27 protein-coding genes, 1 other RNA gene and 1 riboswitch are annotated in these 26,933 nt (G+C 63.8%); of the genes, 15 read left to right on the plus strand and 13 right to left on the minus strand.

Translation table 11 applies throughout. The annotated features are described in order from the left end of the window. Window positions 1-20 precede the first annotated feature (20 nt). The 12 genes from ACIPY3_RS03350 (at window position 21) to ACIPY3_RS03405 (ending at window position 10,017) form a co-directional block, all read left to right on the plus strand. Window positions 21-422, plus strand: a complete 402-nt coding sequence (locus ACIPY3_RS03350; protein ID WP_400330093.1) for an ImmA/IrrE family metallo-endopeptidase — start codon at window positions 21-23, stop codon at window positions 420-422. Window positions 423-449: 27 nt separating this feature from the next. Then, window positions 450-1,892, plus strand: coding sequence for a recombinase family protein (locus ACIPY3_RS03355; protein ID WP_400330096.1), 1,443 nt, complete (start codon window positions 450-452; stop codon window positions 1,890-1,892). Between the two features lie 215 nt (window positions 1,893-2,107). Next, the gene (locus ACIPY3_RS03360; protein ID WP_400330605.1) at window positions 2,108-2,452 is read left to right on the plus strand and encodes a TadE/TadG family type IV pilus assembly protein; all 345 of its coding nucleotides are present in this window, start codon (window positions 2,108-2,110) and stop codon (window positions 2,450-2,452) included. 22 nt (window positions 2,453-2,474) lie between these two features. Continuing rightward, on the plus strand, window positions 2,475-2,864 hold the full coding sequence (locus ACIPY3_RS03365) for a hypothetical protein (RefSeq protein ID WP_400330099.1): 390 nt from the start codon (window positions 2,475-2,477) through the stop codon (window positions 2,862-2,864). A 14-nt stretch (window positions 2,865-2,878) separates the two neighbouring features. After that, window positions 2,879-3,352 (plus strand): pilus assembly protein TadG-related protein, encoded by a 474-nt coding sequence (locus tag ACIPY3_RS03370; RefSeq protein WP_400330102.1) that lies wholly within the window; start codon window positions 2,879-2,881, stop codon window positions 3,350-3,352. A gap of 48 nt (window positions 3,353-3,400) precedes the next feature. Beyond that, complete coding sequence (gene prfB / locus ACIPY3_RS03375; RefSeq protein ID WP_400330105.1) at window positions 3,401-4,516, plus strand: peptide chain release factor 2; 1,116 nt, start codon at window positions 3,401-3,403, stop codon at window positions 4,514-4,516. Window positions 4,517-4,689: 173 nt separating this feature from the next. Continuing rightward, window positions 4,690-5,454, plus strand: coding sequence for a cell division ATP-binding protein FtsE (ftsE, locus tag ACIPY3_RS03380; RefSeq protein ID WP_400330108.1), 765 nt, complete (start codon window positions 4,690-4,692; stop codon window positions 5,452-5,454). Continuing rightward, window positions 5,451-6,365 carry a permease-like cell division protein FtsX gene (gene ftsX, locus ACIPY3_RS03385; RefSeq protein ID WP_400330111.1) on the plus strand — a complete coding sequence of 305 codons (915 nt, stop codon included), beginning with the start codon at window positions 5,451-5,453 and terminating at the stop codon, window positions 6,363-6,365. The genes ftsE and ftsX overlap by 4 nt, the downstream gene beginning before the upstream one ends. A gap of 55 nt (window positions 6,366-6,420) precedes the next feature. Then, window positions 6,421-7,833 (plus strand): peptidoglycan DD-metalloendopeptidase family protein, encoded by a 1,413-nt coding sequence (locus tag ACIPY3_RS03390; RefSeq protein WP_400330608.1) that lies wholly within the window; start codon window positions 6,421-6,423, stop codon window positions 7,831-7,833. Between the two features lie 98 nt (window positions 7,834-7,931). After that, entirely contained in the window at window positions 7,932-8,402 is a 471-nt protein-coding gene (gene smpB / locus ACIPY3_RS03395) for an SsrA-binding protein SmpB (RefSeq protein ID WP_364158310.1), read from the plus strand. A 99-nt stretch (window positions 8,403-8,501) separates the two neighbouring features. Next, window positions 8,502-8,870, plus strand: a transfer-messenger RNA (tmRNA) gene (gene ssrA, locus ACIPY3_RS03400). 157 nt (window positions 8,871-9,027) lie between these two features. Then, window positions 9,028-10,017, plus strand: coding sequence for a S1C family serine protease (locus ACIPY3_RS03405; RefSeq protein ID WP_400330114.1), 990 nt, complete (start codon window positions 9,028-9,030; stop codon window positions 10,015-10,017). Here the strand turns inward: ACIPY3_RS03405 and ACIPY3_RS03410 are convergent. Next, window positions 10,014-10,340, minus strand: coding sequence for a hypothetical protein (locus ACIPY3_RS03410; protein ID WP_400330611.1), 327 nt, complete (start codon window positions 10,338-10,340; stop codon window positions 10,014-10,016). The genes ACIPY3_RS03405 and ACIPY3_RS03410 overlap by 4 nt on opposite strands. Window positions 10,341-10,415: 75 nt before the next feature. Between ACIPY3_RS03410 and ACIPY3_RS03415 the strand changes: the two genes are divergently transcribed. After that, entirely contained in the window at window positions 10,416-11,858 is a 1,443-nt protein-coding gene (locus ACIPY3_RS03415; RefSeq protein ID WP_400330117.1) for an MFS transporter, read from the plus strand. Window positions 11,859-11,876: 18 nt separating this feature from the next. On the opposite strand, the gene ACIPY3_RS03420 is transcribed toward ACIPY3_RS03415, so the two are convergent. The 7 genes from ACIPY3_RS03420 to ACIPY3_RS03450 all read right to left on the minus strand — a co-directional run bounded on the left by ACIPY3_RS03420 (window position 11,877) and on the right by ACIPY3_RS03450 (window position 19,070). Continuing rightward, a complete protein-coding gene (locus tag ACIPY3_RS03420; RefSeq protein WP_400330119.1) occupies window positions 11,877-12,590 on the minus strand; it encodes a metal-dependent transcriptional regulator in 714 nt (237 codons plus the stop codon). Window positions 12,591-12,617: 27 nt separating this feature from the next. Further along, window positions 12,618-13,406 (minus strand): class I SAM-dependent methyltransferase, encoded by a 789-nt coding sequence (locus tag ACIPY3_RS03425; RefSeq protein WP_400330122.1) that lies wholly within the window; start codon window positions 13,404-13,406, stop codon window positions 12,618-12,620. Between the two features lie 89 nt (window positions 13,407-13,495). Then, window positions 13,496-14,890, minus strand: a complete 1,395-nt coding sequence (locus tag ACIPY3_RS03430; protein WP_400330125.1) for an aminotransferase class V-fold PLP-dependent enzyme — start codon at window positions 14,888-14,890, stop codon at window positions 13,496-13,498. Window positions 14,891-14,924: 34 nt separating this feature from the next. Beyond that, window positions 14,925-15,038: riboswitch (SAM riboswitch) on the minus strand. Between the two features lie 145 nt (window positions 15,039-15,183). Next, entirely contained in the window at window positions 15,184-15,996 is an 813-nt protein-coding gene (gene hisN, locus ACIPY3_RS03435; RefSeq protein ID WP_397322351.1) for a histidinol-phosphatase, read from the minus strand. Between the two features lie 54 nt (window positions 15,997-16,050). Beyond that, entirely contained in the window at window positions 16,051-17,166 is a 1,116-nt protein-coding gene (locus ACIPY3_RS03440; protein WP_400330128.1) for a ribosome small subunit-dependent GTPase A, read from the minus strand. 2 nt (window positions 17,167-17,168) lie between these two features. Next, window positions 17,169-18,548 (minus strand): 3-phosphoshikimate 1-carboxyvinyltransferase, encoded by a 1,380-nt coding sequence (gene aroA, locus ACIPY3_RS03445; RefSeq protein WP_400330131.1) that lies wholly within the window; start codon window positions 18,546-18,548, stop codon window positions 17,169-17,171. A 6-nt stretch (window positions 18,549-18,554) separates the two neighbouring features. After that, a complete protein-coding gene (locus tag ACIPY3_RS03450) occupies window positions 18,555-19,070 on the minus strand; it encodes a DoxX family membrane protein (protein WP_397322354.1) in 516 nt (171 codons plus the stop codon). Window positions 19,071-19,250: 180 nt separating this feature from the next. Between ACIPY3_RS03450 and ACIPY3_RS03455 the strand changes: the two genes are divergently transcribed. Beyond that, the gene (locus ACIPY3_RS03455; protein WP_400330134.1) at window positions 19,251-20,048 is read left to right on the plus strand and encodes a sigma-70 family RNA polymerase sigma factor; all 798 of its coding nucleotides are present in this window, start codon (window positions 19,251-19,253) and stop codon (window positions 20,046-20,048) included. Beyond that, the gene (rsrA, locus tag ACIPY3_RS03460) at window positions 20,045-20,305 is read left to right on the plus strand and encodes a mycothiol system anti-sigma-R factor (protein ID WP_400269838.1); all 261 of its coding nucleotides are present in this window, start codon (window positions 20,045-20,047) and stop codon (window positions 20,303-20,305) included. The genes ACIPY3_RS03455 and rsrA overlap by 4 nt, the downstream gene beginning before the upstream one ends. A 101-nt stretch (window positions 20,306-20,406) precedes the next feature. Here rsrA and ACIPY3_RS03465 read toward each other — a convergent pair whose 3' ends face one another. From ACIPY3_RS03465 to ACIPY3_RS03485, 5 genes are all read right to left on the minus strand, one after another. Next, window positions 20,407-20,481: a 50S ribosomal protein bL37 gene (locus ACIPY3_RS03465; RefSeq protein ID WP_369299106.1), complete on the minus strand. Its 75-nt coding sequence runs from the start codon at window positions 20,479-20,481 to the stop codon at window positions 20,407-20,409. A gap of 90 nt (window positions 20,482-20,571) precedes the next feature. After that, window positions 20,572-21,189: a PadR family transcriptional regulator gene (locus ACIPY3_RS03470; RefSeq protein WP_400330137.1), complete on the minus strand. Its 618-nt coding sequence runs from the start codon at window positions 21,187-21,189 to the stop codon at window positions 20,572-20,574. Next, window positions 21,189-22,037, minus strand: a complete 849-nt coding sequence (locus ACIPY3_RS03475; RefSeq protein WP_400330139.1) for a DUF4097 family beta strand repeat-containing protein — start codon at window positions 22,035-22,037, stop codon at window positions 21,189-21,191. The genes ACIPY3_RS03470 and ACIPY3_RS03475 overlap by 1 nt, the downstream gene beginning before the upstream one ends. Before the next feature lie 124 nt (window positions 22,038-22,161). Further along, window positions 22,162-22,761 (minus strand): GDSL-type esterase/lipase family protein, encoded by a 600-nt coding sequence (locus ACIPY3_RS03480; protein WP_400330614.1) that lies wholly within the window; start codon window positions 22,759-22,761, stop codon window positions 22,162-22,164. 138 nt (window positions 22,762-22,899) lie between these two features. Next, window positions 22,900-26,703 carry a multifunctional oxoglutarate decarboxylase/oxoglutarate dehydrogenase thiamine pyrophosphate-binding subunit/dihydrolipoyllysine-residue succinyltransferase subunit gene (locus ACIPY3_RS03485; protein ID WP_397322360.1) on the minus strand — a complete coding sequence of 1,268 codons (3,804 nt, stop codon included), beginning with the start codon at window positions 26,701-26,703 and terminating at the stop codon, window positions 22,900-22,902. Window positions 26,704-26,933 lie beyond the last annotated feature (230 nt).

Genomic DNA, 26,933 nt, shown 5'->3' on the forward strand with positions numbered 1-26,933 from the left:
CGCAATCTACTGTAGAGCCCGTGTTTCATCCATGGGGGATACTTCGAGCCTTAGCCCATATCCGGCTCTCCTGGGTCGTCATGCCGGACGGCGCCCCAGGCCGCACCAACGGCATCGACATCATCTGGCTCAACAAAGCCCTCGACCAAGTCGAACGTCGCTGTGCACTGACTCATGAATTGATCCACATTGAACGGGAACACACTGGCTGCCAGTCGGCCACAGTTGAAGCTGAGGTGCGCGCCGAGGCGGCACGACGCCTCATTCCCCTCGACCAACTCATCAAGGGTTTGCGCTGGGCCCGGTCTCACTCAGAGCTAGCCGACGAGCTATGGGTTACACCCGAGGTCCTCCAGGACCGCTTTGACCACCTAGGCGACGCCGAATGGCAAACGCTTCTGGACGTCGAGCTACAGCACTAGCCACACCTAGAGAAAAGCCACACAGCCATGCCAAAATCAAGGCCGCACCTCAAAGCCGTGCCCGCATCACCACAACGGGTCGTCGCGTACATCCGCGTTTCCAAGGAACGCGACGGCATGATCAGTCCCGAGCTGCAGCTAGCCGCCATCGAACAGCACTGCGAGCGCAACTCTTACCGAATTGTCGAAACGATTACTGACCTCGATATGACCGGCCGGTTCTGGAAGCGCCGCCAGGTTGAGCGAGCCATAGGCATGATCGAATCCGGCCAAGCTGACGTTCTGGTTGTTTGGAAGGTCAGCCGTGTTTCGAGGAACCGCAAGGACTGGGCCATTGCAGTTGACCGCGTCGAAGGTATCGGCGGGCGCCTGGAGTCGGCGACAGAGCCTATAGACACCTCCACGTCATCGGGGCGGTTCGCCCGCGGCATGCTCGCGGAACTTGCCGCGTTCGAATCGGAGCGGATGGGGGAGCAGTGGAAAGAAGTGCATTCGCGCCGGGTAAAGGCCGGCATCCCCGCCAACGGCAAACCGCGCTTCGGCTACCAATATTCCAAAGCAGACGGATTCTCTCCGGACCCCGTCACCGGACCAGTCCTCGCTGAGCTGTACCGCCGCTACCTGTCAGGCCAGACCTTCTACTCGCTAGTGAAGTGGCTCAACGATGGGCCGACACGCCCTGTTACCGGCTACGGGGTTTCATCGGATGGAATGTGGTCGGATCGCACGGTTCGCCGCCTCATGGATCAGGGGTTTGGCGCCGGCTTCATCACCCGGCACGGCGAGCGACTTCCCGGAGTCCACGAGCCGGTCATCACCCAGGACGAGTGGACTGAATACTTGGCGCGACGCGAAGCACGTCGGGTCTACCGCCGTAGCGAACGTTCCCAGTACCTCTTCTCCGGGATGATCCGCTGCTCCTGCGGGGCAACGATGCAAGCCGGACTCTTCGGTGCTGGCAGGACCCCGAAATACAAATGCTCGGCCGTGAATGCCAAACGAAGGCACTCCGGCGGGTATGTCATGGCCACGACGGTGGAACAGGAGTTCCTGAACTGGCTTGAAGGCGTCTCGGCCAACATCGAGGCTGAGGCTGACCTTGCGGCGAAGGCCGAGCAGCAATCATCCAAGGCGGCTGACACTGCCGCGCACCTGAAGAAGGAGCTCGCGAAGATTGGTGGTCGCTTGGATCAGCTCACAAACAAGATGCTCGATGGGACCATTCCAGAGGACACCTATCGTCGTCTAAGGGATGATCTGGCGGATCGACGGGGCGAACTCGAAGTCTCAATCAGGGATGCTCAAGTGGTAGCCTCGCGGCCCCCCGCTTCCCTCGTTCCCGACTTGCTGGAGAACTGGGCCATCCTCCCCATGGACACGAAACGAGATCTCCTGTCCAGGCTTATTACTCACGCCGAGGTGGAACCAGGGCGGCCTCGGTCGCGCGTCACTATCCACCCTCGTTGGTAGGTGAGATTAGGGACAGTCACATTAATGTCCGCGATCCTCGTGGCGGGTCTCCTTGCCATCGCATCGCCTGCCTTGGAAAACCTTTTCAGCCAGGCGATGTCCAAGGTGGGCAACTAGTGCCGGAAAGCTGCGCGAAAGCCGGAACGGGAGTCCACAGAAGGGAGGTCACGCGGGGACCCGCCGACCAGACCGCGGCGGGCGAGCGCGGGGCTGCCGTGGTGGACTTCGTTCTGGTTGGTTCGGTGATGACGGCCCTGTTCGTTGCCGTGGTCCAACTGATGCTGGTCCTCCACGTTCGCAACACGCTCATTGACGCTGCTGCGTCCGGCGCCCGCTACGGGGCCATGGCAGACCGTACGGCGGCCGACGCCGAGGAGAGGACCACCGAACTGATCACCGTCGCCCTCAACGAAAGGTTCGCGGAGGACATCACGACGGCAGTGGTCGAAGCAGGGGGCATCCGCACGCTGGAAGTGCGGGTCACTGCGCCGCTGCCCGTGGTTGGACTCCTGGGCGCCGGAGGCTCGTTGAAAGTGGTCGGGCATGCCGTGGTGCCTTGAGGCCGAACGGGGAAACGCCTCCGTGGAATTCATACTTCTTGGCCTGTTGCTCATGGTTCCGCTCATCTACTTCGTCGTGACCATCGGCCAGATCCAAGGGGGAATGTTTGCCGTGGTTGGAGCGGCCGACCAGGCCGCGAAAGCCTACATGCAACAGGCCGAACCCGGCGCGGCCCGGGCTGCAGCCGAGCAAGCCGCCCTGGTTGCGGCGAAGGACTACGGATTCCTGCCGGACGCCGTTGCCTTGGATGTTTCATGCGATCGTCACGACTGCCTGTCCGCGGGTGCCGCTGTTACGGTCTCCATCCAGGTCACTGTTCCGTTGCCCATGGCGCCTTTTGGGGATGCCTTACACCTGGATGCCGCCCGCCTTCATGCTTCAGCAACCCAAAAAGTCGGGCGTTTCCGTTGAGCTCGGAACCGGCTTTGAACGAGGCAGCGCCTGCCTGCAGAAGCCTCTCTTTCCGCAAAGAACGCGAAGCAGGGCAGATCACGGTCCTGACGATCGGATTCATCCTGCTGGCGTTGCTCCTTGCGAGCGTTGTCATGGCCGTTTCCGCCGTTTACGTGGAACATCAACGGCTGCTCTCGATGGCCGATGGTGCCGCGCTCGCCGCGGCGGACACGTTCAGGCCCGAAGACATCGGCGCCCAGGAGGTGCCGGGTGCATTCCTGGTGGACGAACGCGTGGTGGCCGCGGCAGGGGCGTACCTGATCGACATCGACGCCTATGCCAGCCATGATCGGCTGTCCGTTGCGCCGGGAACCGGCAGCTTTGCCGGCGGTACCGCGGTGGTGGTTCTCACCGCCGTCGCGCATCCTCCGGTGGTCAGTTTCCTCCTGCCGGAGGGAATACGCGTTGAGGCGCGGTCCACGTCGAGGTCCCGCCTGACGCAATAGCGGCGCCCAGCCGGGTGAGCGGCGCCGATAGCGTACGCTGGAAAGATCATGGCTGAGATCGACTTTCCCGCAGAAATCCGTGCGCTTCGCGCTACCTACAGTTCCATCGAGAACGTCAGTGATGTCGATGCCTTGAAGGCCGAGATCGCCGAGCTGAGCGAACAGGCCGGAGCACCGGACCTGTGGGACGACCCCGCTTCCGCGCAGGTGGTCACGTCCCGGCTGTCGCACAGGCAGTCGGAACTTGAACGCCTCACCAGGCTCTCTGCACGGATTGATGACGTGGAGGTGCTGGTTGAACTCGGCCAGGACGAGGGCGACGAAGCCTCCTTGGCGGAAGCCGCAAAGGAACTGGCCTCGATCGGCAAGGCCTTGGCGGACCTCGAAGTGGTCACCCTGCTCTCCGGTGAGTATGACGAACGCGAAGCCGTGGTGACCATCCGGGCCGGCGCGGGTGGCGTCGATGCCGCGGACTTCGCAGAGATGCTCCTCCGCATGTACCTTCGGTGGGCCGAACGCCACGGGTATCCCACCACGGTGATGGATACGTCCTATGCCGAAGAGGCCGGGTTGAAGTCGGCCACCTTTGAAGTCAAGGCTCCGTATGCCTTCGGGACGCTCAGCGTGGAGGCAGGAACACACCGCCTGGTCAGGATCAGCCCGTTCGATAACCAAGGCCGGCGCCAGACGTCGTTCGCGGCGGTGGAAGTCATCCCGCTGATCGAGCAGACCGACTCCATCGAGATCCCGGACAACGAGATCCGCGTGGATGTCTTCAGGTCCTCCGGGCCGGGCGGGCAATCCGTTAACACCACGGACTCCGCCGTCCGGCTGACGCACATTCCCACGGGGATCGTGGTGTCCATGCAGAACGAAAAGTCGCAGCTGCAGAACCGGGCAGCCGCGCTCCGCGTCCTTCAGTCCCGGCTCCTGTTGCTGAAGAAGGAGCAGGAAGATGCAGAAAAGAAGGCGCTGGCGGGAGACGTCAAGGCATCATGGGGCGACCAGATGCGTTCGTACGTGCTCAATCCCTACCAGATGGTCAAGGATTTGCGAACTGAGCACGAAGTAGGCAACACCTCCGCAGTGCTCGACGGGGATATCGACGACTTCATCGACGCCGGGATCCGCTGGCGGACCAGCAACCGCAACGCCGCCGACTAAGCACAGGTTCCGGGGTTGGCCCCGTTTTGGCGACACGCCCCCTAAAGCCCCGAAATCACCGTGGGGTCGTGCGTATAGTCGGAAGGCCGGTGCTCTCACTTCCCCCACCGAAAGCCCGCGCTCCGGCTGTTGGACTGGGCCAATCAGTCATGTCCGGCGGGGTCAAAAGGGCCATGATCAGATTTGAGAATGTCACCAAGGTCTATGAGCAGAATGCCCGACCGGCGCTCGACTCTGTGAGCCTTGAGATAAACCGCGGCGAATTCACCTTCCTGGTGGGGGCGTCGGGATCCGGCAAATCCACTTTCCTTCGCCTGATCCTTAAAGAGGACAAGGCCTCCTCGGGTTCCGTCTATGTGGCCGGCCAGAACGTGGCCAACATTTCCAGTTGGCGCGTGCCCAAACTGCGGCGCGGCATTGGTGTGGTTTTCCAGGACTTCCGCTTGCTGCCCCAGAAGAATGTCTTCGCCAACGTGGCGTTCGCCATGCAGGTGATCGGCAAAAGCCGGTCCATCATCAGGGAAACCGTTCCCGAGGTCCTGAAGACGGTGGGCTTGGAAGGCAAGGAACGACGGATGCCACATGAACTGTCCGGCGGTGAGCAGCAGCGTGTGGCGATCGCCCGGGCAGTGGTGAACCGTCCGGGAATCCTCCTGGCGGACGAACCGACCGGAAACCTGGACCCGATCACTTCCATGGGCATCATGGGTGTCCTGGACAAGATCAACCAGAATGGGACCACTGTGGTCATGGCAACCCACGACGACGACATCGTTAATGAGATGCGTCGCCGCGTTGTGGAACTCAAGGACGGCAAAGTGATCCGGGACGAAGCCAAGGCGCTGTATACCTCGATGATTCCCGTGGTGGGTGAATCGCGACGCCTGCGCGATGCCAGCGACGAGGAAATCACCCGCGCCCAGGGGGCCCAGCTGTGAGGTTCCTGTTTATCCTGGGGGAAATCGGCAGCGGCCTGCGCCGAAACCTGTCCATGGTGATCTCCGTGGTGCTGGTGACGTTCGTGTCGCTGACGTTCGTGGGTGCTGCCGGCATGCTCCAGATGCAAATCAACCAGATGAAGGGCTACTGGTACGACAAGGTCCAGGTGGCCGTCTTCCTGTGCAACGATGGCTCAACCACAGTGGGCTGCGCATCGGGTCCGGCTACGAAGGAACAACAGGCCAACATTCAGGCCATGCTGGAATCGCCGGCGGTCAAGCAGTACATCAACGACTTCCAATTCGAATCCCAGGCAGAGGCCTACAAACACTTCAAGGAGCAGTTCTCCAATTCGCCGATCGTTGACTCGGTATCCGAGGACCAACTGCCTGCCTCCTTCCGGATCAACATGAAGAACCCGGAGAAGTACCAGATCATCAGCGAAACGTTCTCTTCGCAGCCGGGCGTGGAAACGGTCAGCGACCAGCGCCAGGTCCTCGAAAGAATCTTCTCCTGGATGAACGGCGCTTCCGTGGTGGCCGTGGGCATCGCCGCCGTGATGATCTTCTGCGCCGTGCTCCTGATAACCACCACCATCCGGCTCTCCGCCTTCAGCCGTCGTCGCGAGACGGGCATCATGCGGTTGGTCGGGGCGTCGAAGGCGGTCATCCAGCTGCCGTTTATCCTCGAAGGCGTCATTGCCGCCGTGGTCGGTGCGTTGCTGGCCTCTGCGACGTTGTGGCTCATGGCCCATTTCTGGCTCAACGGTGATCTTTCCAGGCAGTTCCTCAACACGCCTTTCATCTCTTCCACCCAGGTCCTGGTGATCGCTCCCGTGCTCATCGCCCTGGGCGGTGGCCTGGCCGGGATATCCTCGTTGTTAACCCTCCGCCGCTACTTGAAGGTTTAGTATGTCCAACGGACGGAACAGCACAGACGATGCCGGTGAATGCAAAGGACTCATGATGACCACGTTGGACCGGATTTCACTTCGTCGGCACCTGGCAGGCGGAAAAGCCCGGATTCTCGGCGCAGTCCTGGCCGTGGGCCTGGCTGCCAGCATCCTTTCAGGTGCTCCTGCGGCCCAGGCCGACAACCTGGACGACCAGCAGGCAGCGCTTGAGGCGGAGGCTGCACGGGTCCAGGCATCCCTCGAGTTCGTGGACGCCAAGATCGCCAAAGCAGCTGCTGACCTGGTGGTCTACCAGGGGCGGCTTCCCGGTGCCCAGCAGGCGCTGCTGGAGGCACAGGGCCGGGTCGCGAGCGCGGTCAAGGAAGTTGAAGCCCTGGCGGCAAGGGTGGAGCTGGCCCAGCAGAACAAGGCGAAGATCACCGAGCAGCTGGAAAGCGACAAGCAGAAGATCACCGATACCAAGAAATTGATCGGCCAGATCGCGTCGCAGGCGTACAAGTCCGGCGGCGTCCCCACCAACATCGCGCTGTTGTTCGGCTCGAACGAGTCCGGCAGCCTTACTGAGTCCATGGACCTCGCCGACCAGGCCATGCGGAGCCAGAACGCCGCCATGACCAAGCTGACGCAGCAGAACGCCACCAACGTGAACTCCCAGGCGCGCCTTGCGGCTGTCGAGGCCGAGATCCAGGACCTCAAGGCGAAAGCGGACGAGGCCTTGAACCGGGAGAAGGCGGCCCGCGATGAAGCCGCCAGCAAAAAGGCCGAGGTGGATAAACTCATCGAGGACACCACCCGGCTGAACGGGCAGCTTCAAGCCGCCAAGCCCGGAATTGAAGCCGACTTGGCCCGCGTGAAGTCGGAACAGGATTCGGTCGCGGCGGAGATCGCTGAGCGAGACCGCAAACTCCGCGAAGCATGGGAAGCGGAACAGCGCAGGCTCGCTGCCGAGGCGGCAGCCGCCGCGGCCGCTGCCGCAGCTGCGCAAGGCAAGCCTGCACCGCCGGAAACCCCGTTCGTCCCGCCGGTGGGCTCGCCGTCGTCCTTTGGCCTGCGGCACCCCTTCGCCAGTTACGTTCCCATCACCTCAGGATTCGGATGGCGTGCGACGCCGCCCGGAACCATCGACTTCTACGGCACCGGCGGCTACATGCACACGGGTATCGACTTTGGAGCGCCTTGTGGAACTCCGGTCTACGCTGCTGCGGCCGGTGAAGTCTTCAACTCCGGGTGGAATTCGGCGGACGGCGGCGGCTGGCGCGTCAAGCTGTCCCACGGTGTGGTGCAAGGCAACTCATTGACCACTATCTATTACCACAACAGCAGCATCGTGGTGGCGAACGGACAACGGGTCTCACAGGGCCAGCTCATTGCCTACTCGGGAAGCACGGGTAACTCCACTGGTTGCCACGCGCACTTTGAGACGTGGCTCAATGGAGTTGCCGTGGACCCCATGACGCTGCTGTAAAGGCTTTCCCCGTCAGCGAAACTGCTTCCCTATGGCGCGGGGCCTTGCTGGCCCTGGCGTACACTAAGGGAAATCCGCATCAAACAAGGAGTTCTACCGTGCCCAAGGAAAGTGGCCGTAAGGTAGTGGCCACCAATCGGAAGGCCCGGCATAACTACCATGTCCTGGATACCTACGAGGCAGGCATTGCCCTGATGGGTACCGAGGTGAAGTCCCTCCGGGAGGGGCACGCCTCGATGGTGGATGGGTTCTGTACGTTCTACAACGACGAGTTGTGGATGGAAGGTATCCACATCCCCGAGTACAACCAGGGGAGTTGGACCAACCACGCCGCCCGCCGCCGTCGTAAGCTCTTGCTGCACCGCGAGGAACTGGACAAAATCTCGCACAAAATCCGTGAGTCCGGATTCACCGTGGTGCCGTTGCAACTGTACTTCCTTGACGGCCGCGCGAAAGTGGAGATAGCCATAGCCCGCGGTAAGAAGGATTACGACAAGCGCCAGACGCTGCGTGAGCAGCAGGACAAACGCGAGTCGTTGCGGGAACTCCGGGAGCGCAACAGGCGCTGACCGGTCACGGCGTGTCCAGGGAATGAACGTTCCGGTAGATGCGTTATGATGGATAGTCCGGTGGAGCTTGGTAAGGCCGCCGGTTTGGTAACAAAATACGGGGATGATCGGTTTCGACGATGTTAGTCGCGACAGGTGAAGCGGGCCGAGGATGCAGAATTATCTCGTAAACGCTGTCTGCAAACCAATAAGTGCCGAATCTAAGCGCACTGACTTCGCTCTCGCTGCCTAAGCAGTAAGACAGTCCGTCAGCCCGGGGTTGCTATCGCCCCGGTTCCTGGCGTCATTTAGATAGCCACTGCTGTTTGCCTTTGTCATTGGGGTAAACGGGACTTTTAGATGACTGGGCCCGGATCAGCCACCTGTTTGCAGGATGGCTGGGGCCGAGAAAATCCGACGCAAACTGCGCCCGGAGAAGCCCTGACAACACGACATCGGACGGGGGTTCAATTCCCCCCATCTCCACCTGCGAAAGCCCTCGGACATTGTCCGGGGGTTTTTTGCTGTCATGCCCCAGGCGGCGGGCCGGGAAGCCCCGTTCACCCACGGCGTATCCAAACGTGGACTACCAGTCCCTTCCTGCTGGTTGTAGTGGATAAGCACGGTGGGTGGCAGGAGGCATGTGATGGGCACCGAGCCGGAAGAACTCTTCCCGGAGGAGCAGCAGGACGATGACCGGATCCTTGACGCCTACTCGGAGACGGTGGTCCGTGTAGCGGACACCGTCACGCCCCACGTTGCCGCCATTGAGATGACCAGCAAGAGCCGCACCGGCCGTGTCCGGATGGGCAGTGGCTCGGCCGTGGTTTTCACCGACGATGGCTACATGCTGACGAACGCCCACGTGGTGGCCGGGATCCAATCCGGCAGGGCCGTGTTTGCCAACGGAAAGCACAGCGACGTCGAACTGGTGGGAGCTGATCCGTTGTCTGACCTGGCCGTTGTGCGTGGGCTGAAGGCAACGCCGCCGCCAGCGGCGCTGGGCAACGCGGACTCCCTGAGGGTGGGCCAGTTGGTGATTGCGGTTGGCAACCCCCTGGGCCTGGCGGGCTCGGTGACTGCGGGCGTGGTGAGCGGCCTTGGCCGTTCCATCCCTGTCCGTGCGGGAGAACACCGGCGGGTGATCGAGGATGTGATCCAGACGGACGCTGCCTTGAACCCCGGCAATTCCGGAGGTGCCTTGGCGGATACAAGGGGTCGGATCGTGGGGATCAACACTGCGGTTGCGGGATTGGGGCTGGGGCTCGCGGTACCCATTAACGCGACGACGCGGCGCATCATCGCCTCCTTGCTAAAGGACGGGCGGGTGCGGCGAGCCTACCTCGGATTGGTCAGTACGCCCATTCCGCTCGATGCCAGTGCAGTGGTCCGCACAGGCCAAAAGGAAGGCCTTCGCGTAGTGGAGGTCATGGCAGGCTCTCCGGCCGAGCAGTCCGGGCTGGAACCGGGTGACCTGGTGCTTCAAGCGCAAGGCCGGGCGGTATCGAGCGCCGAGAGCCTCCAGAAACTGCTCTTCGCCGATGCAATCGGCCAGTCCTTCCCATTGACAGTGCTTCGCGACGGCAGGGTGGTCCAGCTCCTCGCGATCCCGTCCGAGATGGGGGAGTTCGGCTAACGGTCCTCGCGGACGTCCACGACGCCCACAAAGCGGCTGCCGATGCCCTCGTATTCGCTTCGGACATCACCCAGGAACAGTTCCGGAAGCTCGGAGTTCCGGTGGTGCCCGCAGTAAACGAAGGAGAAGTCGGGCCACCACTTCTTGGGCCGGGCGGCCTCGGAAAAACCACAGACAGCGCAGGTGAGCTGTACCCAGACCGGACGCTTCCCGGTTCGGTTGGCACGGGACTGCACCAGCCATGGCGGCGGGTTGTCCTGGAGATCGCGGAGGCCTGCCTCGGGCAAGCGCGACGGGATGCCGTGGCGCTGGGCCATTTCCATGGAGATATCGAGGGCAACGGCCACATCACGTCTGCTGATCACCACTCAACGATACGGCAAGCGTAGGCTGTGCTCATGACTGAACCGGAGGCCATACAGCCGAGCACGGCCCTGCAGAAGAAGGTGCTGCTGGTGGCTATTGTGGCTTCCTTCATCGCCATCCTCGACGGTTTCGTGGTCAATCTCGCTTTGCCGGCCATCGGGCGTGAACTGGGCGGCGGGCTGGTGATCCAGCAGTGGGTGGTGGATGCGTACCTCCTCACCCTCGGTGCCCTCATCCTGGTGGCCGGTTCCCTGTCCGACCATTTTGGCCGCGCCCGGATCCTGCAGTGGGGCCTGGCTGGTTTTGCACTGACCTCCGTGATGTGTGGACTTGCCTGGAACGGCGAGGTGTTGGTGGTCTCCCGGGCATTGCAGGGCATTGCCGGGGCACTGCTGGTGCCCAGCTCCCTTGCCATGATCGTCACGTCTTTTTCCGGTCCGGCGCAGTCCAAGGCAATCGGCCAGTGGTCCGGGTGGACCAGTGCCGCGGCGATCGTGGCACCGTTGATCGGTGGAGTGTCTGTAGACCTCTTGTCCTGGCGGGTGATCCTCTTTATCAACGTGGTTCCGGCCGCCGCCATCTGGCCTATGTTGGCTGGCCTGCGGGCATCGGATGCACCCCGGGACAAGAGCAAGAGGATCGACTACCCGGGCGCCTTGCTGGCCATGATCGGCTTGGGCGGCCCGGTCTTCGCGTTCATCGAACAGGGCAGGCTGGGGTGGACGAGCCCCTTCGTGTGGGTTCCGTTGCTGCTGGGCGGTGTGGCTTTGGGGTTCTTCCTGTTCCACGAGGGCAGGACCTCCGAGCCCATGCTTCCCTTGGGGCTCTTCGCCATCCGGAACTTTGGCTGGGGCAATCTCGCTACCTTGGCCATCTACGGAGGCATTTCGCTGGGCTTCTTTGTCCTGGGCATCTACCTGCAACAGGTGGGCGGCATGGGTGCTACGGCGGCGGGAATCGCGTTGCTGCCGGGGACGGTGATCCTGATGCTCGCCGCTTCCTACTTTGGCGGCCTTGCCGGAAAGTATGGTCCGCGGTGGTTCATGACCGCGGGACCCCTGTTGTGTGGGACAGGTTTCCTGATGTCCTTGTCCGTCCAGGAGCCACTCAATTACTGGACACAGGTGTTCCCCGGCCAAGTGGTCTTCGGACTGGGGCTTGCGACCCTCGTGGCCCCGCTCACCGCTGCCATCCTGGGTGCCGTTCCACCTGAAGAGGCGGGGATCGGTTCCGCGGTCAACAACGCAGTAGCCCGCATCGCCGGCTTGATCTGCATCGCCTTCGCGGGCTTGATCGTGGGCCCGGTCTTTACCCGGGATGGCCTGTACAACGCGTTGCTGGTCACGGCGGGACTGTTCGTCCTGGGGGCGGTGGCGTCCGCCGTCGGAATCCGCAACCCGGAGCGCGATGAGGCAGGTGCCGCTGTTCCGGACCAAACGTCCGACGACGGCGGTCCGCTGGGGGCGGCGTCCTGACCTGGGGCGGTGCCCGTCTCAGACGTCAGCGAGGACGCAGCCTTCGTGCACCTCGGTGCTCTGCACCCACAAGGCCGAAGTAATTTCATCGGCGAGGTCGAAGTCGCGCCGCTGGGCACCACTGCCGATCCTTACCACCAGGGCGCCCCCGAACGGCTTGCGGCCTACAATCTCGATGCGGGCGTCCAAGGCAATGTCTTCGGCGGCCAGGTAACGGAGCAGGTCAGGGTTTTCGTCGCTGATACGCGTGATGCGGCCTGCGTGTCCCTGGTCCAGTTCGATCATGCGGTAGGCGTGCGGTAGCTCCACGGAGCCATCGGATGAGGGAATGGGGTCTCCGTGCGGGTCCCGGACAGGGTGGCCCAGCTTGGCGGACATGCGTTCAATGAAGGTGTCAGAGACTGCGTGTTCCAACATTTCCGCTTCGTCGTGGACCTCGTCCCAGCGGTAGCCGAGTTCCTCCACAAGGTACGTCTCGATGAGCCGGTGCCTCCGCACCATGGCCAAGGCCAGTCGCATGCCGTCGGGCGTCAGGCGGATGGCGCTGTAGGGCTGGTGGTCCACCAGGCCCTGGTCCTTGAGCTTGCGGACCATTTCGGACACCGAGGAATTGGCTACGCCCAGCCGTTGGGCCAGCTGGGAGGACGTGATGGGCTTGTCCTGCCACTCAGTGAAGGAGTAGATGACCTTGACGTAGTCCTCGATCGAGGAGGAGGGCGTACTGGTCTTCACGTTCCAAGCCTACCGTGGGAGGGCGGCTCAGGCCTTGCGGGCCCGCCACGTCTGCGTCACGTACGGCAGGGCCAGGGTTTGGCCAGGGGCGTGGCCGAGGTGTTCGTAGAGGTACCACTCCAGGTTTCCCATGACCTTGGCACGGGTCGCCTCGTTGGCTCGAAGGTAATAGCTGCGCGACTTGGTCAATTCCATGATGTCCCCGGGGGACACAGCATCCTCCCAATGGGTGACATGGCATTCCAAGCCGGTGAACTCCGGACCGATGGCCGGCCGGAAACCCGGTTTGTGTACGTCGCCGGCATGCATGATGCGTGAAAGGCGGTGCACCCAGGGGACGGAAGTATCCAATTGGTTCCAGATCAGGCCCAGGACGCCATGCGGACGGAGCACCCTGGCGATTTCCGTGCTGGCTTTGACGGGATCGCACCAATGCCAGGCCTGGGCAACACTGACGACGTCGAAAGCTGAGTCCGCCAGTCCGCTCGCCTCGGCGGTGCCCTCCAACGCATGGACCTGCGGGCACGACAGGCGCAGTTGCGCCAGCATGTCCGTGGAAGGATCGACGGCGGCAACCTCAAGACCTCGGTCCACGAGCAGCGTGGTGAATTTTCCCGTGCCCGCGCCGATGTCGGCCGCGGACTTCGCGCCGGCAGGAAGAAGCCAATCCACGGAGTCTGCAGGGTAGCCGGGACGCACCACGTGGTAGTGCTCGCCGCCATCCTGGAAGCTTTGCCCCAGTTCCTTGCGCCGGACCGCGTGCAGCTTGGGGCCGCCGGGTTGATGCGAACCCTTGGAAGGGTCTTGGGACCGCATGGTGTGTACAGACTCCTCTACCGCGAACGCCGGAAATACCCTACGAATTTACAGCAAGGCAGGGCTGGCCGGGTTACGGCAAAGTGCGGTCAGTCCACGGTGCAGGGAGCAGCGCCTGCGGTACCGGGCGTGTTGGGGGCCCATTCGGGATAGCTGCGGTGGTCGTTCGCCGGAACCCAGCGGCCCTCGTCCACCACGTAGTCCCAGCCCAGCCCGGTGCCCTTCAGTTCCTGGATTCCCTTGAGCAGCCGGGCGGCGTCCTCCAGCCGGGAACCCACGCCGAAGCTGGCGCGCAGGGAACCGGACGGCAGGCCCAGGCGCTTGAGGAGCGGGTGTGCGCAGAACCGGCCATCGCGAAGGCCCACTCCGTGTTCCGCGGACAGGTAGGCGGCTACCAGACCGGCGTCGAATCCCTCCACCGAGAAGTTGACCACACCGATGGTGTCCGTGGAATCACTGAAGATCTGGTGGACGGTTACCCCGTCGATGGCCTGCAGGCCCTCCACAAGGTAGGAGCGGATGGCGGCCTCGTGGTCGTGCCAGGCCTGCTGGTCAAGGCCGGCCAGGACCTGCGTGGCGCGGGCCAGGGTGGCGGCGCCAAGGACGTTGGGGGATCCGCCTTCATGGCGGGCCGGACCTGTCGCCCAGCTGACGGAGTCGAGGCGGGCTTCACGGACTGCGCCACCGCCGGCAAGGTGCGGCGTTCCGGCGTCGAGCCAATCGGGGCGGCCTACCACTACGCCGGCACCGAAGGGTGCATACAGCTTGTGGCCGGAGAAGACCACGTAGTCGACGTCCGCTTCGGCGATGTTGATCCGGCGGTGCGGGGCGAGCTGGGCAGCGTCCACCACGATGCGGGCACCGAATTCGTGGGCAAGGGAGGCCAGTTCCGCGATGGGCAGGATTTCACCTGTCACGTTGGAGGCGCCGGTGACCGCGAGCAGGGAGACTCCGCCTTGGGCCAGTTCGTGGCGCAGGTTGGCGAGGGTCGCAGCAAGCGTGGAAGCGGCTACGACGCTGCGGTGCGGTACGCCCTGCCACGGCAGCAGGTTGGCGTGGTGTTCGATGTCCAGGTACAGGACTTCGCCGGTTGGCGTACCGTCGATCTGCGGAAGGCAGCCGGCCAGCAGGTTGAGGGAGTCGGTGGTGTTACGGGTGAAGATGACGGAGTCATCGGGGCGCCCGCCCACGAAGTCGCGCACGATCTCGCGGGAGTTTTCATAGACGGACGTGCTGATTTGGGACGCGAATCCGGCTCCGCGGTGCACGCTCGCGTAGTACGGCAGGACCTCGTTCAGGTACGCGGACACGATGGTCAGCGCCGGCGCGGAAGCTCCATAGTCGAGGTTGGCGTAGCGGACGTGGCCGCCCTGGATCAGGGGCGCCTGCAGTTCGGCGCCAGTCACGGCGGCAAGGGGCCTGGCGGCCGCGGCTTCCTGCGTGGCAGTGGGAAGGACGGTGGATTCGAACGTAACAGTGCTCATGGGACCTCACTCAAGAGGGACCCCCTTGCGGGGGGATCCGCGCTTGCCGTATCCGTTCCGGACCGGCCTGGTCGTCACCCGGGGCACCCCACCGCGAATGGAGGGTTGCCGGCCAGCAAACCGGGGTTTAGCGCTGGCACTCGTGACCTGTAGTAGACATTAAGGCACCCCGCATGCCGGACACAAAGCCGTCCACTTTGTTAAGCGCATTGTTACGCAGGATGCGGAAAGGGCGGATTTGGCGAATAAAGTGCGGCGGACACCTCCCAGGGGAGGTGTCCGCCGTCGAAAATTCAGAGGAGATCGTCGATTCCCGGATTGAGGCGTTTCAGGACCTCGGAGTGCAGGATCGAGTTGGTTGCCAGTGCGTTGCCGCCGAAGGGGCCATCCTCACCTTCAAGGGAAGTGAACCGGCCGCCCGCCTCCGTGACGATCGGCACGAGGGCCGCCATGTCATAGAGGTTCAATTCGGGCTCGCAGGCGATGTCAACGGCGCCTTCTGCCACCAGGCAGTAGGACCAGAAGTCCCCGTAGGCGCGCGTACGCCAAATGTCCTCGGTGAGGCCGAGGAACTCGTCAAGGTTCCCGCGCTCCTTCCAGCCGGAAAGGCTCGAGTAGGACATGGACGCATCCGCGAGCGTGGAAACGTTGGAAACCTTCAGCCGGGTGGCCGAGGCCAACGAGCGGCCCATGTAGGCGCCCATGCTTTTGGCCGCCCACCAGCGCTTGCCCAAGGCTGGTGCGCTGACCACGCCCACCACGGGTTCGCCTTCGTCGATCAGGGCGATGAGGGTTGCCCACACGGGGACGCCCCTGACGAAATTCTTGGTGCCGTCGATGGGGTCGATGACCCAGCGCCGTGAACCGTGGCCGCTGCTTCCGAATTCCTCACCGAGGACGGCATCGCGGGGGCGTGAACGCGACAACTGTCCGCGGATGGCTTCCTCAGCGGCCTTGTCCGCATCCGTGACCGGCGTCAGGTCGGGTTTGGTTTCGATCTGCAGGTCCAAAGCCTTGAACCGGTCCATGGTCTGGGCGTCCACGGAATCGGCCAGGACGTGGGCCAATCGCAAGTCATCGTTGTAGCTGGAAACGGGTTGGGTCATGCCACCAAACTATCGTGAATCCTCCACGCCCCGGGGGAGGTGAGGCTCCGACCCTCAGTTGACGGTGCCCAATTCCTTGGTTTCCTTGGCCTCCAGGCGGGGGTCGGCACCGAGCAGGCGCCTGAGCGAAGCCAGCCGGGCCACGCCGGAAGGACCGGCGTTGCCTTGGTTGACCCACTCATCCAGCCCGCAGTTCACTGCACTCGCGTCATGTTTGCAGCCACGGTCGCAGGCTTCCGTGCCGGGCTCCAGATCGGGGAAGGAATGCAGGATGCGGTCGGCATCAACGTGGGCAAGGCCGAACGAACGGATGCCCGGGGTGTCGATGATCCAACTGCCGGAAGGAGCGTCCGCCAGTTTGAGGGCCAGGGCGGAGGAGGAGGTGTGGCGTCCGCGCCCGGTGACGGCATTGACCCCACCGGTCGCCCGTTCGGCTCCTGTGAGGGCATTGACCATGGTGGATTTGCCCACGCCGGAGTGTCCCAGCATGACGGTTACCTTGCCGTCGAGGTGGGAACGCAGGCGGGAGACGGCGTCGCTGTCCAAACGGGCGGAGAGCCCGTCGTCTGAACGTGCATCGATGCCGGAGGCCTGCGAATCCGCCGTGCGGCTGATGATGACCGGAAAGTCGAGGCTGAGGTAATTGGCCAGCAGTTCGGCAGGATCCTTGACATCCGCCTTGGTGACGAGGAGCAGCGGCTCGATGCCGGCGTCGTAGGCTGCTACCAGTGCGCGGTCGATGAAGCCGGTGCGAGGCTCCGGGTTCGCTGCAGCCACAACCACCACCAATTGGTCCGCGTTGGCCACCACGACGCGCTCGATGGGATCGGTGTCGTCCGCGCTGCGGCGCAGGAGCGTCCGGCGTTCCTCGACGCGGACCAGCCGCGCGAGCGTGTCCGGGCCACCGGAAACATCACCCACGAGTGCCACGAAATCACCCGGGACCACCGGGTTCCGGCGCAGTTCGCGGGCACGTGCGGCAATGACCACCCGCTCATTGTCGGTGTCCTCACCAACCACTGCGGTATATCGGCCGCGGTCCACCGTGATGATCCTGCCGATCACGGCGTCGTCATGGCTGGGCCGATCCTTGGTGCGGGGGCGGGAACCCTTCTTGTTGGGCCGGATCCGTACGTCCGATTCGTCCCAGGAGCGTGCGTCGCGGCCCATGGTCAGCTCGTGGCCCCGCCCGATGAAGCCTCAGCCGGGGTCCGGCCGAGCATCGCTGCCCACATCTGCGGAAACTCCGGCATGGTCTTCGACGTTGTTGCGATGTCCTCCACTTGAACGCCCTCAACGGCGAGGCCCAGGATGGCCCCGGCCGTGGCCATGCGGTGGTCCGCATAGCTGTGGACTACACCGCCATGAAGGGCGGCCGGGTGGATGATGAGGCCGTCGGCCGTCTCTTCGGCGTTTCCGCCGAGTCGGTTGATTTCGGCCACCAGTGCGGCAAGGCGGTCTGTCTCATGGCCCCGGAGGTGCGCAATGCCGGTGAGGCGGGAGCGGCCCGTGGCCAGCGCGCACAATGCGGCGACGGTAGGGGCGAGCTCGCTGGTTTCGTCGAAATCGGCGCCCAGGATCTCGGGTCCGCCCTTGACCGTCAGGGTTCCGTTCTCCAGCGACACCTCAGCGCCCATGGATGCCAGGATGCTCCGCCACAGGTCACCCACCTGGGTGGTCTCGAGGGGCCAGTTGGGGATCCGGACGGTGCCGCGCGTGGCAAGTGCTGCCGCGAGGAACGGACCGGCGTTCGACAGGTCCTGTTCGATGCGCTGGTCGAAGGCCCTGATGGGACCGGGGGCCACGCGCCAGTGGTTGGGGACGGAATCGTCCACCTGGACACCGACGCTGCGCAGGACTGCGACCGTCATGTTGATGTGGTCCAGGCTGGGCACCGGCTTGCCGACGTGCTCCAGGTGCAGCCCCTCCGTGAAGCGGGCGCCAACAAGCAACAGGGCCGAGACGAACTGGGAGGAAGCGCTGGCGTCAATGACCAGGTGCCCGCCGCGGACTTCGCCCGAGCCCTCCACCGCGAACGGAAGGGCCGACGGCGTCCTGCCGCCTTCGCTGCGGACGGGCACGCCGAGTGCGACCAAAGCCTCGATGATGGTTCCCATGGGGCGTTTGCGGGCGTGGGGGTCGCCGTCGAACACCGTGACGCCGGCGCGCAGGGCCGCCAGGGGTGGGACGAAGCGCATGACCGTTCCCGCGAGTCCACAGTCGATCGCTGTTTCGCCGCCCGCGACGGACGGATCCATCGGTGTGATGTCCAGGTCCGGGCCGTAATCGCCGTCGCCGGGTACTTCGGTGACCGTCGCGCCGAGCTGGCGCAAGGCCTGGATCATCAGCACGGAGTCCCGGGAATGGAGTGGTGCCCGCAGGCGGGAGGGTCCGTCGGCCAACGCAGCCAGGACCAGGAATCGGTTGGTCAGTGATTTGGATCCCGGTACCGTCACCGTGGCATCCACCGGAACCGTGGCATAGGGTGCTGGCCACAGGGGGAGGGGTGTGCCGTTCTTCGGGTCGGCGTTTGCTGCGGTGGTACCTGTCATGCTTCCTTATGCTCCAACTGCGTTATCTACGGCCTTGCGAACTGCTTTGTCTGCGCGCTTGATCTGCTTGCCCGTTGCTTTGCGGGCGTCCGTGGCGAGGTGTTCGGCGCGCCATGCCAGGCTGGGGCGTCCCTCGGTGTCAACTGATGCCAGCAGCACGCCGCCCGTGAGGGAGATGTTCTTCAAAAGCTGGGCCCGGCGCGCGCCGCGGGCTTCCTTGGTGCTGATGTCTGCCGAACGCCACTCGACATAGGTGTTCAGTGCGGACGTCACGGCCAGGACGGTGGCCGCGAAACGTGAGAGCTTACCCAAGCCGAGCAGGGCGCCGGCGCCAAGCTGCGCGCCGCCGATCACCCGCGCGAGGACCTTCTCATCAGCTGGGAACGGCAGGGACTCGGAGGCACGGCGCAGGACCGGCGAGAGTTGCCGGGCAGTATCGTCCGCGTTCTTGAGCTTGTCCAAACCTGCGATGACAAAGCTGGACGCGAGCATGGGCCGCGCGAGAAAACGGATTACTGACATGTCTTGCCTCCTGGATGGCTTGCCACAAAAGTCACTGAGCGTTGTGTTCAAGGGGTGCAGTCTGCTCTAGTCTTGCACCTTTGCGGAATAATTACCCACCGGGACCCGTTGTGAACATCAGGCGCGGTGAAGACCGGGCTGCGGCATGGTGTTTGCCGCTTCGCGAACGGAGTTGGTTTTTTGACCCTGGTTGAGGACCGTCTGGATTTACTGGGCGCCCGGGTACCGGCGCAGCCGGATTCCCTGAAGCTGACAGTAGACTTGGCTTCGATGAGCACCATTGAACCGGCCGCAACGGCCATGGACCAGGCAGCCGGCGGGCTGGACGACGCCGGGGCGGCAGCCGACGTCGATCCTGCCAAGGAGACACCCGAACAGCGGCGGGCGCGCTTTGAGCGCGACGCCATGAAGTACGTAGACCAGTTGTACTCGGCGGCCATGCGCATGGCGCGGAACCCGTCCGATGCCGAAGACCTGGTCCAGGAGGCCTATACCAAGGCATTCTCGGCGTTCCATCAGTACAAGCCGGGTACCAACCTCAAGGCATGGCTGTACCGGATCCTGACGAACACCTACATCAACCTCTATCGGAAGCGCCAGCGCGAGCCGCTGCAGTCCAACTCGGACACGATCGAGGACTGGCAGTTGGCCAAAGCGGAGTCCCATACCTCGTCCGGACTCCGTTCAGCTGAAGCCGAAGCCCTGGACCATCTCCCGGATTCGGATGTGAAGAACGCCTTGCAGGCCATTCCGGAGGAGTTCCGCTTGGCCGTGTATTTCGCGGACGTCGAGGGGTACGCCTACAAGCAGATATCCGAAATCATGAACACCCCCATCGGTACCGTGATGTCGCGCCTTCACCGCGGCAGGAAGATGCTGCGGGACATGCTGGCGGACTATGCCGCCGAACGGGGCTTCAGTGCCCAGACAGAAGACCAGGCCTCGGCCGGTAGCAACAATCAGGAGAAAGAGAAATGAGCGACTGCCAGGGATTGGGCGATTGCGACGATACGCGGATGCAGCGTATTTATGAGTACCTCGACGGCGCCTTGACCCGCGAGGACCTCAGCGAGATCAAGCAGCACTTGGACGGTTGCGAGGAATGTTCCGAGCAGTACGACCTCGAGTGCCTCATCCGCACCATGGTCAAGCGCTCCTGCACCGAATCGGCGCCGGAAAACCTCAAGAACTCCATTCTGGACAGGATCCATTCGATCAAGCCGGTGGACGCCTGAGTTTGGCCCCTTGATGCTGGTTGGACCTTGAACGCCAAGGGCCCCGGAAACCTGATGGTTTCCGGGGCCCTTGCGGTTAAGCCTTGACGCTAAGCCTGTGCTTAGGTGTTGGGGCGCTTGCCGTGGTTCGCGCCGCCGCGCTTACGGTCACGACGCTTACGTGCACGCTTGCTCATAGCTGGCCTCCTTCAATGATTGATACTCAATAAAGCTGCCCTCCAGTTTCGCACATCCGGGCATGGGCTAGCGAACCGGGACGGTGCTGGTCAGCCGTGCAGCGAATTTCGGATGGAGATCCGGGCCTGGTCCAGCACGGTGCGCACTGTTTCCAAGGTCACGGGGGAGAGCGGGTGTGAAGCGCCGTGCTTCCTGAGCTCCACGCGGACATCGTCCCTGAAGGATTGCACCATGAGCTCGGCTTCTTTGAGGATGCGCTGGCCCTCGGGTGAGTATCCGGAGGGCCGGCCCGGGGCCGAGGTGGCCGTCCTGGCGTTGGTCCGCGCAGCTTCGGCCGTCGCCGCCAGGTCCGCCCGCAGGCCCTGCATGTTGCTTCGGATATCTGCCCGCAGATCGTCGGCGAGTCGCCTGACGGAGGCCGAGATGGTGTCTTCCACATCGGCCAGTTCCTGGCGCCGGCGGTCAAGCTCCGCGCGGCCGGCGTCGGTGATCAGGTACTTCGTGCGCCTGCCTTCGGTCTCGGTAGCCACCAGCCCTTCCTCTTCGAGTTTGGCCAGGCGGGGATAAATGGTTCCGGCGCTCGGGGAGTAGGTGCCGCCAAAGCGGTCGCCAAGGGCCTTGATGAGTTCATAGCCGTGCTTGGGCGCTGCCTCCAGCAAGGCAAGAAGGTACAGGCGGAGTGCTCCGTGGGCAAAGACCGGGGGCATCAGAGCCCCGCTTCGCCGGGGAACGGGTGCTCGCCCTCCGCTGCCGGTGCGGTGGCGTGCATGACGAACGTCTTGCCCGAGACCGTGTTGGTGCGCAACAACATGAGCTTCTCGTCGGGGCCCACGATCGTGTGTACATTGCTGCCTGGCTGGGCATAGAGCTGATCATCGATGACAACCGATCCGCTGGCCGATTTCGCCACCACATCGAGGCCTACATCGTGGGGCAAGCGGATGGTGAGGTCGCCGGAGACAGAATTGGCGCCGAAATCGCTGGTGTAGTCCTGCAGGTCGAAGCTGAGGTCGCCGCTGACAGTCGTGGCGCGCACGTTCGAAAACCTGCCCGAGGCGGTTACTTCGCCGGAGACGCTCTTGGCGGTCAGGACGCCGTCGTGGTTGCGGGCGATGACCTCGCCGCTGACTGTATTGACGTGCAGTTCGCCGCTGGTGCCGTCGGCCATGACGGATCCCGAGACGGTGTTCAGCCGCACGCGGCCGCTGATGCCGGAGACCAGGCCGTCGCCGCTCACCGTCCCCGCCTCGACGTCGACACCGGGTGGAAGCGCGATCCCGACGATCACCGAATTGGTGCTCGTGTTGTTCACGGTGCCCATCAGGTTGCGGAACCAGCCCTGCGGTCCCTGCAGTTGATGGCGGACTTCGAGTCGGCCGTTGACCAGCGTGACCGTCAAGGGGTCGCCACTGATCTCGCTCACCTCGATCCGGACAAAGGGCTCGTCGTGGGTCACCACGTCGAAGCGGCCTTTTACGATTCCCAGTTTGAGTGAGCGGACATCGTCCACGTCGATGGTTTGCGGGCCCGTCACGGTCCAAAGCTCGTCTGACATGATCCCTCCAGAGATGCGATATATCGCGTTGATAGAAACACGATATATCGCGAATCCCGGGTTGGCAACAGTCACATGGCTTCAAGCGGCCGGTTTGCGGACCCTGGCGTGTTCGACGCCGTGGTTACTCAGGTTGGGCGATGTTAAGCCATTGGAACCAGCCCCGGTGAAGTACCAGCCACGCAATCAGCCCGTAGCCGGCCTGTCCCGGCGTGCCCCCATTGGCTGCGAGGTCCGTCCTCCACTGCTCGTGGTTGAGCAGCGGGGAGAAAGTGTCAACGTAATGGTGGTTACGCCTGGTGGTGACATCGGCGAAGGCGGTGTTGAGCTCGGCCAGCCGTTTGTTGCGGGCAGGATCCAGCGTGGGCGGCGGGCCCACGACAAAAACCTCCACACCGCTGTGCGAGGCCCCGTCAAGGATGTTCGCCAGGTTCAACCGGCTCCGGGCGGTGGACAGGCCGAACTCCAGATCACGCCCGGACAAACCGATGACCAGGCGATTCTCGTGCGTATCGCTGAAGCGCCGGCCGGCCTCGTCCTGCCACCGTGCCGCCAGGCCCTCGGTGCCTTCCATGGGGCAGGGGAGCGAAAAGCATTCCACCGAGACGGATTCCTGCGGTGTACGGGCCAGCACCCGGCCCAGCCAGCCCAAGGCACGGGGATCGCCCAGTCCGGCCAGCAGTTCATCTCCAACAGCCGCGATGCGCAGCTTCCTGTCTTCCACGGTTACCTCTTCACACTCGTTACGGTCCATGCTCGGCTTATGCGGTCAGCGCCGGTTAGCGAACCGGGTATCTGTCCCATTAAACAGAAAATGCCCGGCCCGCGGCGCATGACAGCGCCCCGGGCCGGGCAGATTTCCTTACTTGCGTTCGAACGCCTGCTTGATCAGGGTGTCCTGTTCGGCGGCGTGGCGCTTCATGGAGCCAGCCGCGGTGGAAGCAGAAGCCGGGCGCGATACGAGGCGGACCTTGCGGTCCAGCTCGGGTGCCAGGTTGAGGCCCATGAACGGCCACGGACCCTGGTTGGCCGGCTCATCCTGTGCCCACACGATGTCCGCGTTGGGGTACTTGGCAAGCTCTGCCTCGATCTCGGCCTTGGGCAGCGGGTAAAGCTGCTCAACGCGGATGATCGCGGTGGAGGTATCGCCGGACTTCTGCCGGTTGGACAGGAGGTCGTAGTACAGGCGGCCGGAGACCAGGATGACGCGGTCAACGTTGGCAGCCTGGACTTCGTTCTCGCCGATCACCGGCTTGAAGCCGCCGGTGGTGAAATCCTCGACGGCGGAAGCGGCGCCCTTGAGGCGGAGCAGCTGCTTCGGCGTGAAGATGATCAACGGCTTGCGCGGGCGGCTGTAGGCCTGGCGGCGCAGCAGGTGGAAGTGCGAGGCCGCCGTGGTCGGGTTGGCCACGATCATGTTGTCCTCGGCGCACAGCTGCAGGAAGCGCTCGATGCGTGCCGACGAATGGTCGGGTCCCTGGCCTTCGTAGCCGTGCGGCAGCATCAGGACCAAGGAGGAACGCTGGCCCCATTTCTGCTCGGCCGAGGAGATGAACTCATCGATGATGGTCTGGGCACCGTTGACGAAGTCGCCGAACTGCGCTTCCCACAGGACCAGGGCATCCGGGCGCTCTACCGAGTAGCCGTATTCGAAGCCCATGGCTGCATATTCGGACAGCAGGGAGTCGTAGATCCAAAGCTTGGCCTGGTTGTCCGAGAGGTTGCCCAAGGGGAGCCACTCGTTGCCGTTGGCGCGGTCATGGAACACCGCGTGGCGCTGCACGAACGTACCGCGGCGGGAGTCCTGGCCGGCGAGGCGGACGGGGACGCCCTCCATGATGAGCGAGCCAAAGGCTGCGATTTCGCCGAAGCCCCAGTCGATGCCGCCCTCGCGGGACATCTGCTCGCGCTTCTCAAGGAGCTGCTTGAGCTTGGAGTGGACCGTGAAGCCGTCCGGGATTTCCAGATGGGCCTTGCCGATGCGGGCGAGGGTGTCCGTGGAAATCGCCGTGGAGGCAGGCGAGTTGGTGCCGAAGTCGGCCTGCTGCGCGATGGGGCGCTCGATGTCCGAGACCGCCGCGGAATCCGCGGTGATGATCGGGATCGGGGAGGTCTGGGCGGCATGCGTCTCCGCGAACACGCGCTCCAGGCGTTCCTGGTAGTCGCGGAGCAACTGCTCTGCTTCTTCCTCGGTGATATCGCCACGACCGATGAGCGATTCGGTGTACAGCTTTCGGACGGAGCGCTTGGCTTCGATCAGGTTGTACATCAGCGGCTGGGTCATCGAGGGGTCGTCGCCCTCGTTGTGGCCACGGCGGCGGTAGCACACCATGTCGATGACAACATCCTTGTGGAAACGCTGGCGGAACTGGTACGCCAACTGGGCCACGCGGACCACGGCCTCGGGGTCGTCGCCGTTCACGTGGAACACCGGCGCCTGGATCATCTTGGCGACGTCCGTGGAGTAGGTGGACGAGCGTGAGGAGGACGGAGCCGTGGTGAAGCCAACCTGGTTGTTGACGATGACATGGATGGTGCCACCGGTACGGTAGCCACGCAGCTGGGACAGGTTCAACGTTTCGGCAACCACGCCCTGGCCGGCGAACGCGGCGTCACCGTGGACCATGATGGGCAGCACGGGGAACGATTCGCCCTGGTCCAGGCGGTCCTGCTTGGCGCGGACGATGCCCTCGAGTACAGAGTCGACGGCTTCCAGGTGGGACGGGTTGGCGGCGAGGTAGACCTTGGTCTGCTTGCCGTTGTCCGAGGTGAACGTGCCTTCGGTACCCAGGTGGTACTTGACGTCACCCGAACCCTGCACGGAGCGCGGGTCCTGGGTGCCTTCGAACTCGCGGAACACCTGGGCGTAGGTCTTGCCCGCGATGTTGGTGAGGACGTTGAGGCGGCCACGGTGGGCCATGCCGATGGCGACTTCGTCGAGTCCGTCGTCGGCTGCGTCCGAAATGACGGCGTCCAGCAGCGGAATCAGCGACTCGCCACCTTCAAGGGAGAAGCGCTTCTGGCCCACGAACTTGGTCTGCAGGAAGGTCTCGAAGGCTTCTGCGGCGTTGAGCTTGGACACGATGCGCAGCTGCTCTTCGCGGCTGGGCTTGGAGTAGGGGTGCTCCAGCTCATCCTGGAACCACTTGCGCTCGGCAGGCTCCTGGATGTGCATGTATTCGATGCCCGTGGTGCGGCAGTACGCGTCGCGGAGGACGCCGAGGATGTCGCGGAACTTCAGCTGCGGCTTGCCACCGAAACCGCCCGTGGGCCATTCGCGGTCGAGGTCCCAGAGGGTCAGGCCGTAGGTGAGGACGTCCAGGTCCGGGTGCTTGCGCTGCACGTACTCCAGGGGATCGGTGTCAGCCATCAGGTGGCCGCGCACGCGGTAGGAGTGGATGAGCTGCTGGATGCGGGCGACCTTGTTGATCTCGTCGGCCGGGTCAACCTGGAGGTCCGGGCTCCAACGCACGGGCTCGTACGGGATGCGCAGGGCTTCGAAGATCTCGTCGTAGAAGTTCTGCGCGCCCAGCAGGAGCTGGTGCACGAGCTTGAGGAATTCGCCGCTGCCGGCACCCTGGATGACGCGGTGGTCGTAGGTGGACGTCAGCGTCAGGATCTTGCTGATGGCGTTCTGGGCGATGATCTTCTCGCTGGCACCCTGGAACTCGGCGGGGTAGTCAAGGGCGCCGACGCCGATGATGGCTGCCTGGCCCTTGGACAGGCGCGGCACGGAGTGGACGGTGCCGATGCCGCCGGGGTTGGTCAGGGAGACCGTGGTGCCGGCGTGGTCGTCGGCCGTCAGCTTGCCGTTGCGGGCGCGCTTGATGAGGTCCTCGTAGGTGTGCCAGAACTCCGCGAAGTCCATGGTCTCGGCCTTCTTGATGTTGGGAACCATCAGGAGGCGGGTGCCATCAGGCTTGGGCATGTCGATGGCGATGCCGAAGTTGACGTGGGCGGGCTGGACGGCGCTGGGCTTGCCGTCGATCTCGTCGTAGTACACGTTCATGGACGGGAACTGGGAAAGTGCCCGGACTACGGCGTAGCCAATGATGTGCGTGAAGGAGACCTTGCCGCCGCGGGCACGGGCAAGGTTGGAGTTGATGACCACGCGGTTGTCGATCAGCAGCTTGGCTGGAACGGCGCGCACGCTGGTAGCGGTGGGAACCTCGAGGCTGGTGACCATGTTGGACGCAATGGCCTTCGCCGGTCCGCGAAGGACGGAAACGACGTCTTCCTCGGGTGCGGTGGGCGCCTTGGTGCTCTTGGGGAGCTGGGCCGGAATGGGCTGTGCTGCGTTGCCGCCGGAGGGCTTCTTTGCCCCGTCCCGGGCAACCGTGGCAGGTTCCTTCTTCGCCGGCGCGGGAGCTGCGGCAGCGGCGGGGGCTGCCGCCGGTGCGGCCGGGGGAGCGGCCGGCGCCGGTGCCGGAGCCGCTGCAGCCGGGGCTACAACCGGAAGTACTTGGGTGGGGGGATTGGCAGCTGCTGGGGCTGCGGAGGTTCCGTTGGAAGAAGTGCCGTCACCGGTGTCAAAGGATTCGAAGAGCGGCCACCACTTGGCGTCGACCGAATTCTTGTCCTGCTGATACCGCTCGTACAGTTCGTCAACGAGCCACTCGTTTCCGCCAAATTCCTCTGGTAGACGGTGGCTGGGCTGCTCTGGCACTTGAAATACGCCTCTTCCATGAGTGTTGATTTCCCGCTGGCCACGTTGCTTTTCCACAACAATGCGCCAGGGTCCGGGTCCCGCGAACTCAGACCCCTGTCAGTCTAGTTAGGATCGTTGGTTAACTGCCAATAGTGGTGACCTAAATCATGTTGCGGCTTCCGGCGGAGGATTTCAGGCCGTCACCAACCCCTGAAAATGAGTAAGGTACGGTCAGGTCGGCCTGTAAA

This window comes from Paenarthrobacter sp. NPDC089714 (assembly GCF_044748905.1).
Lineage (GTDB): Bacteria > Actinomycetota > Actinomycetes > Actinomycetales > Micrococcaceae > Arthrobacter.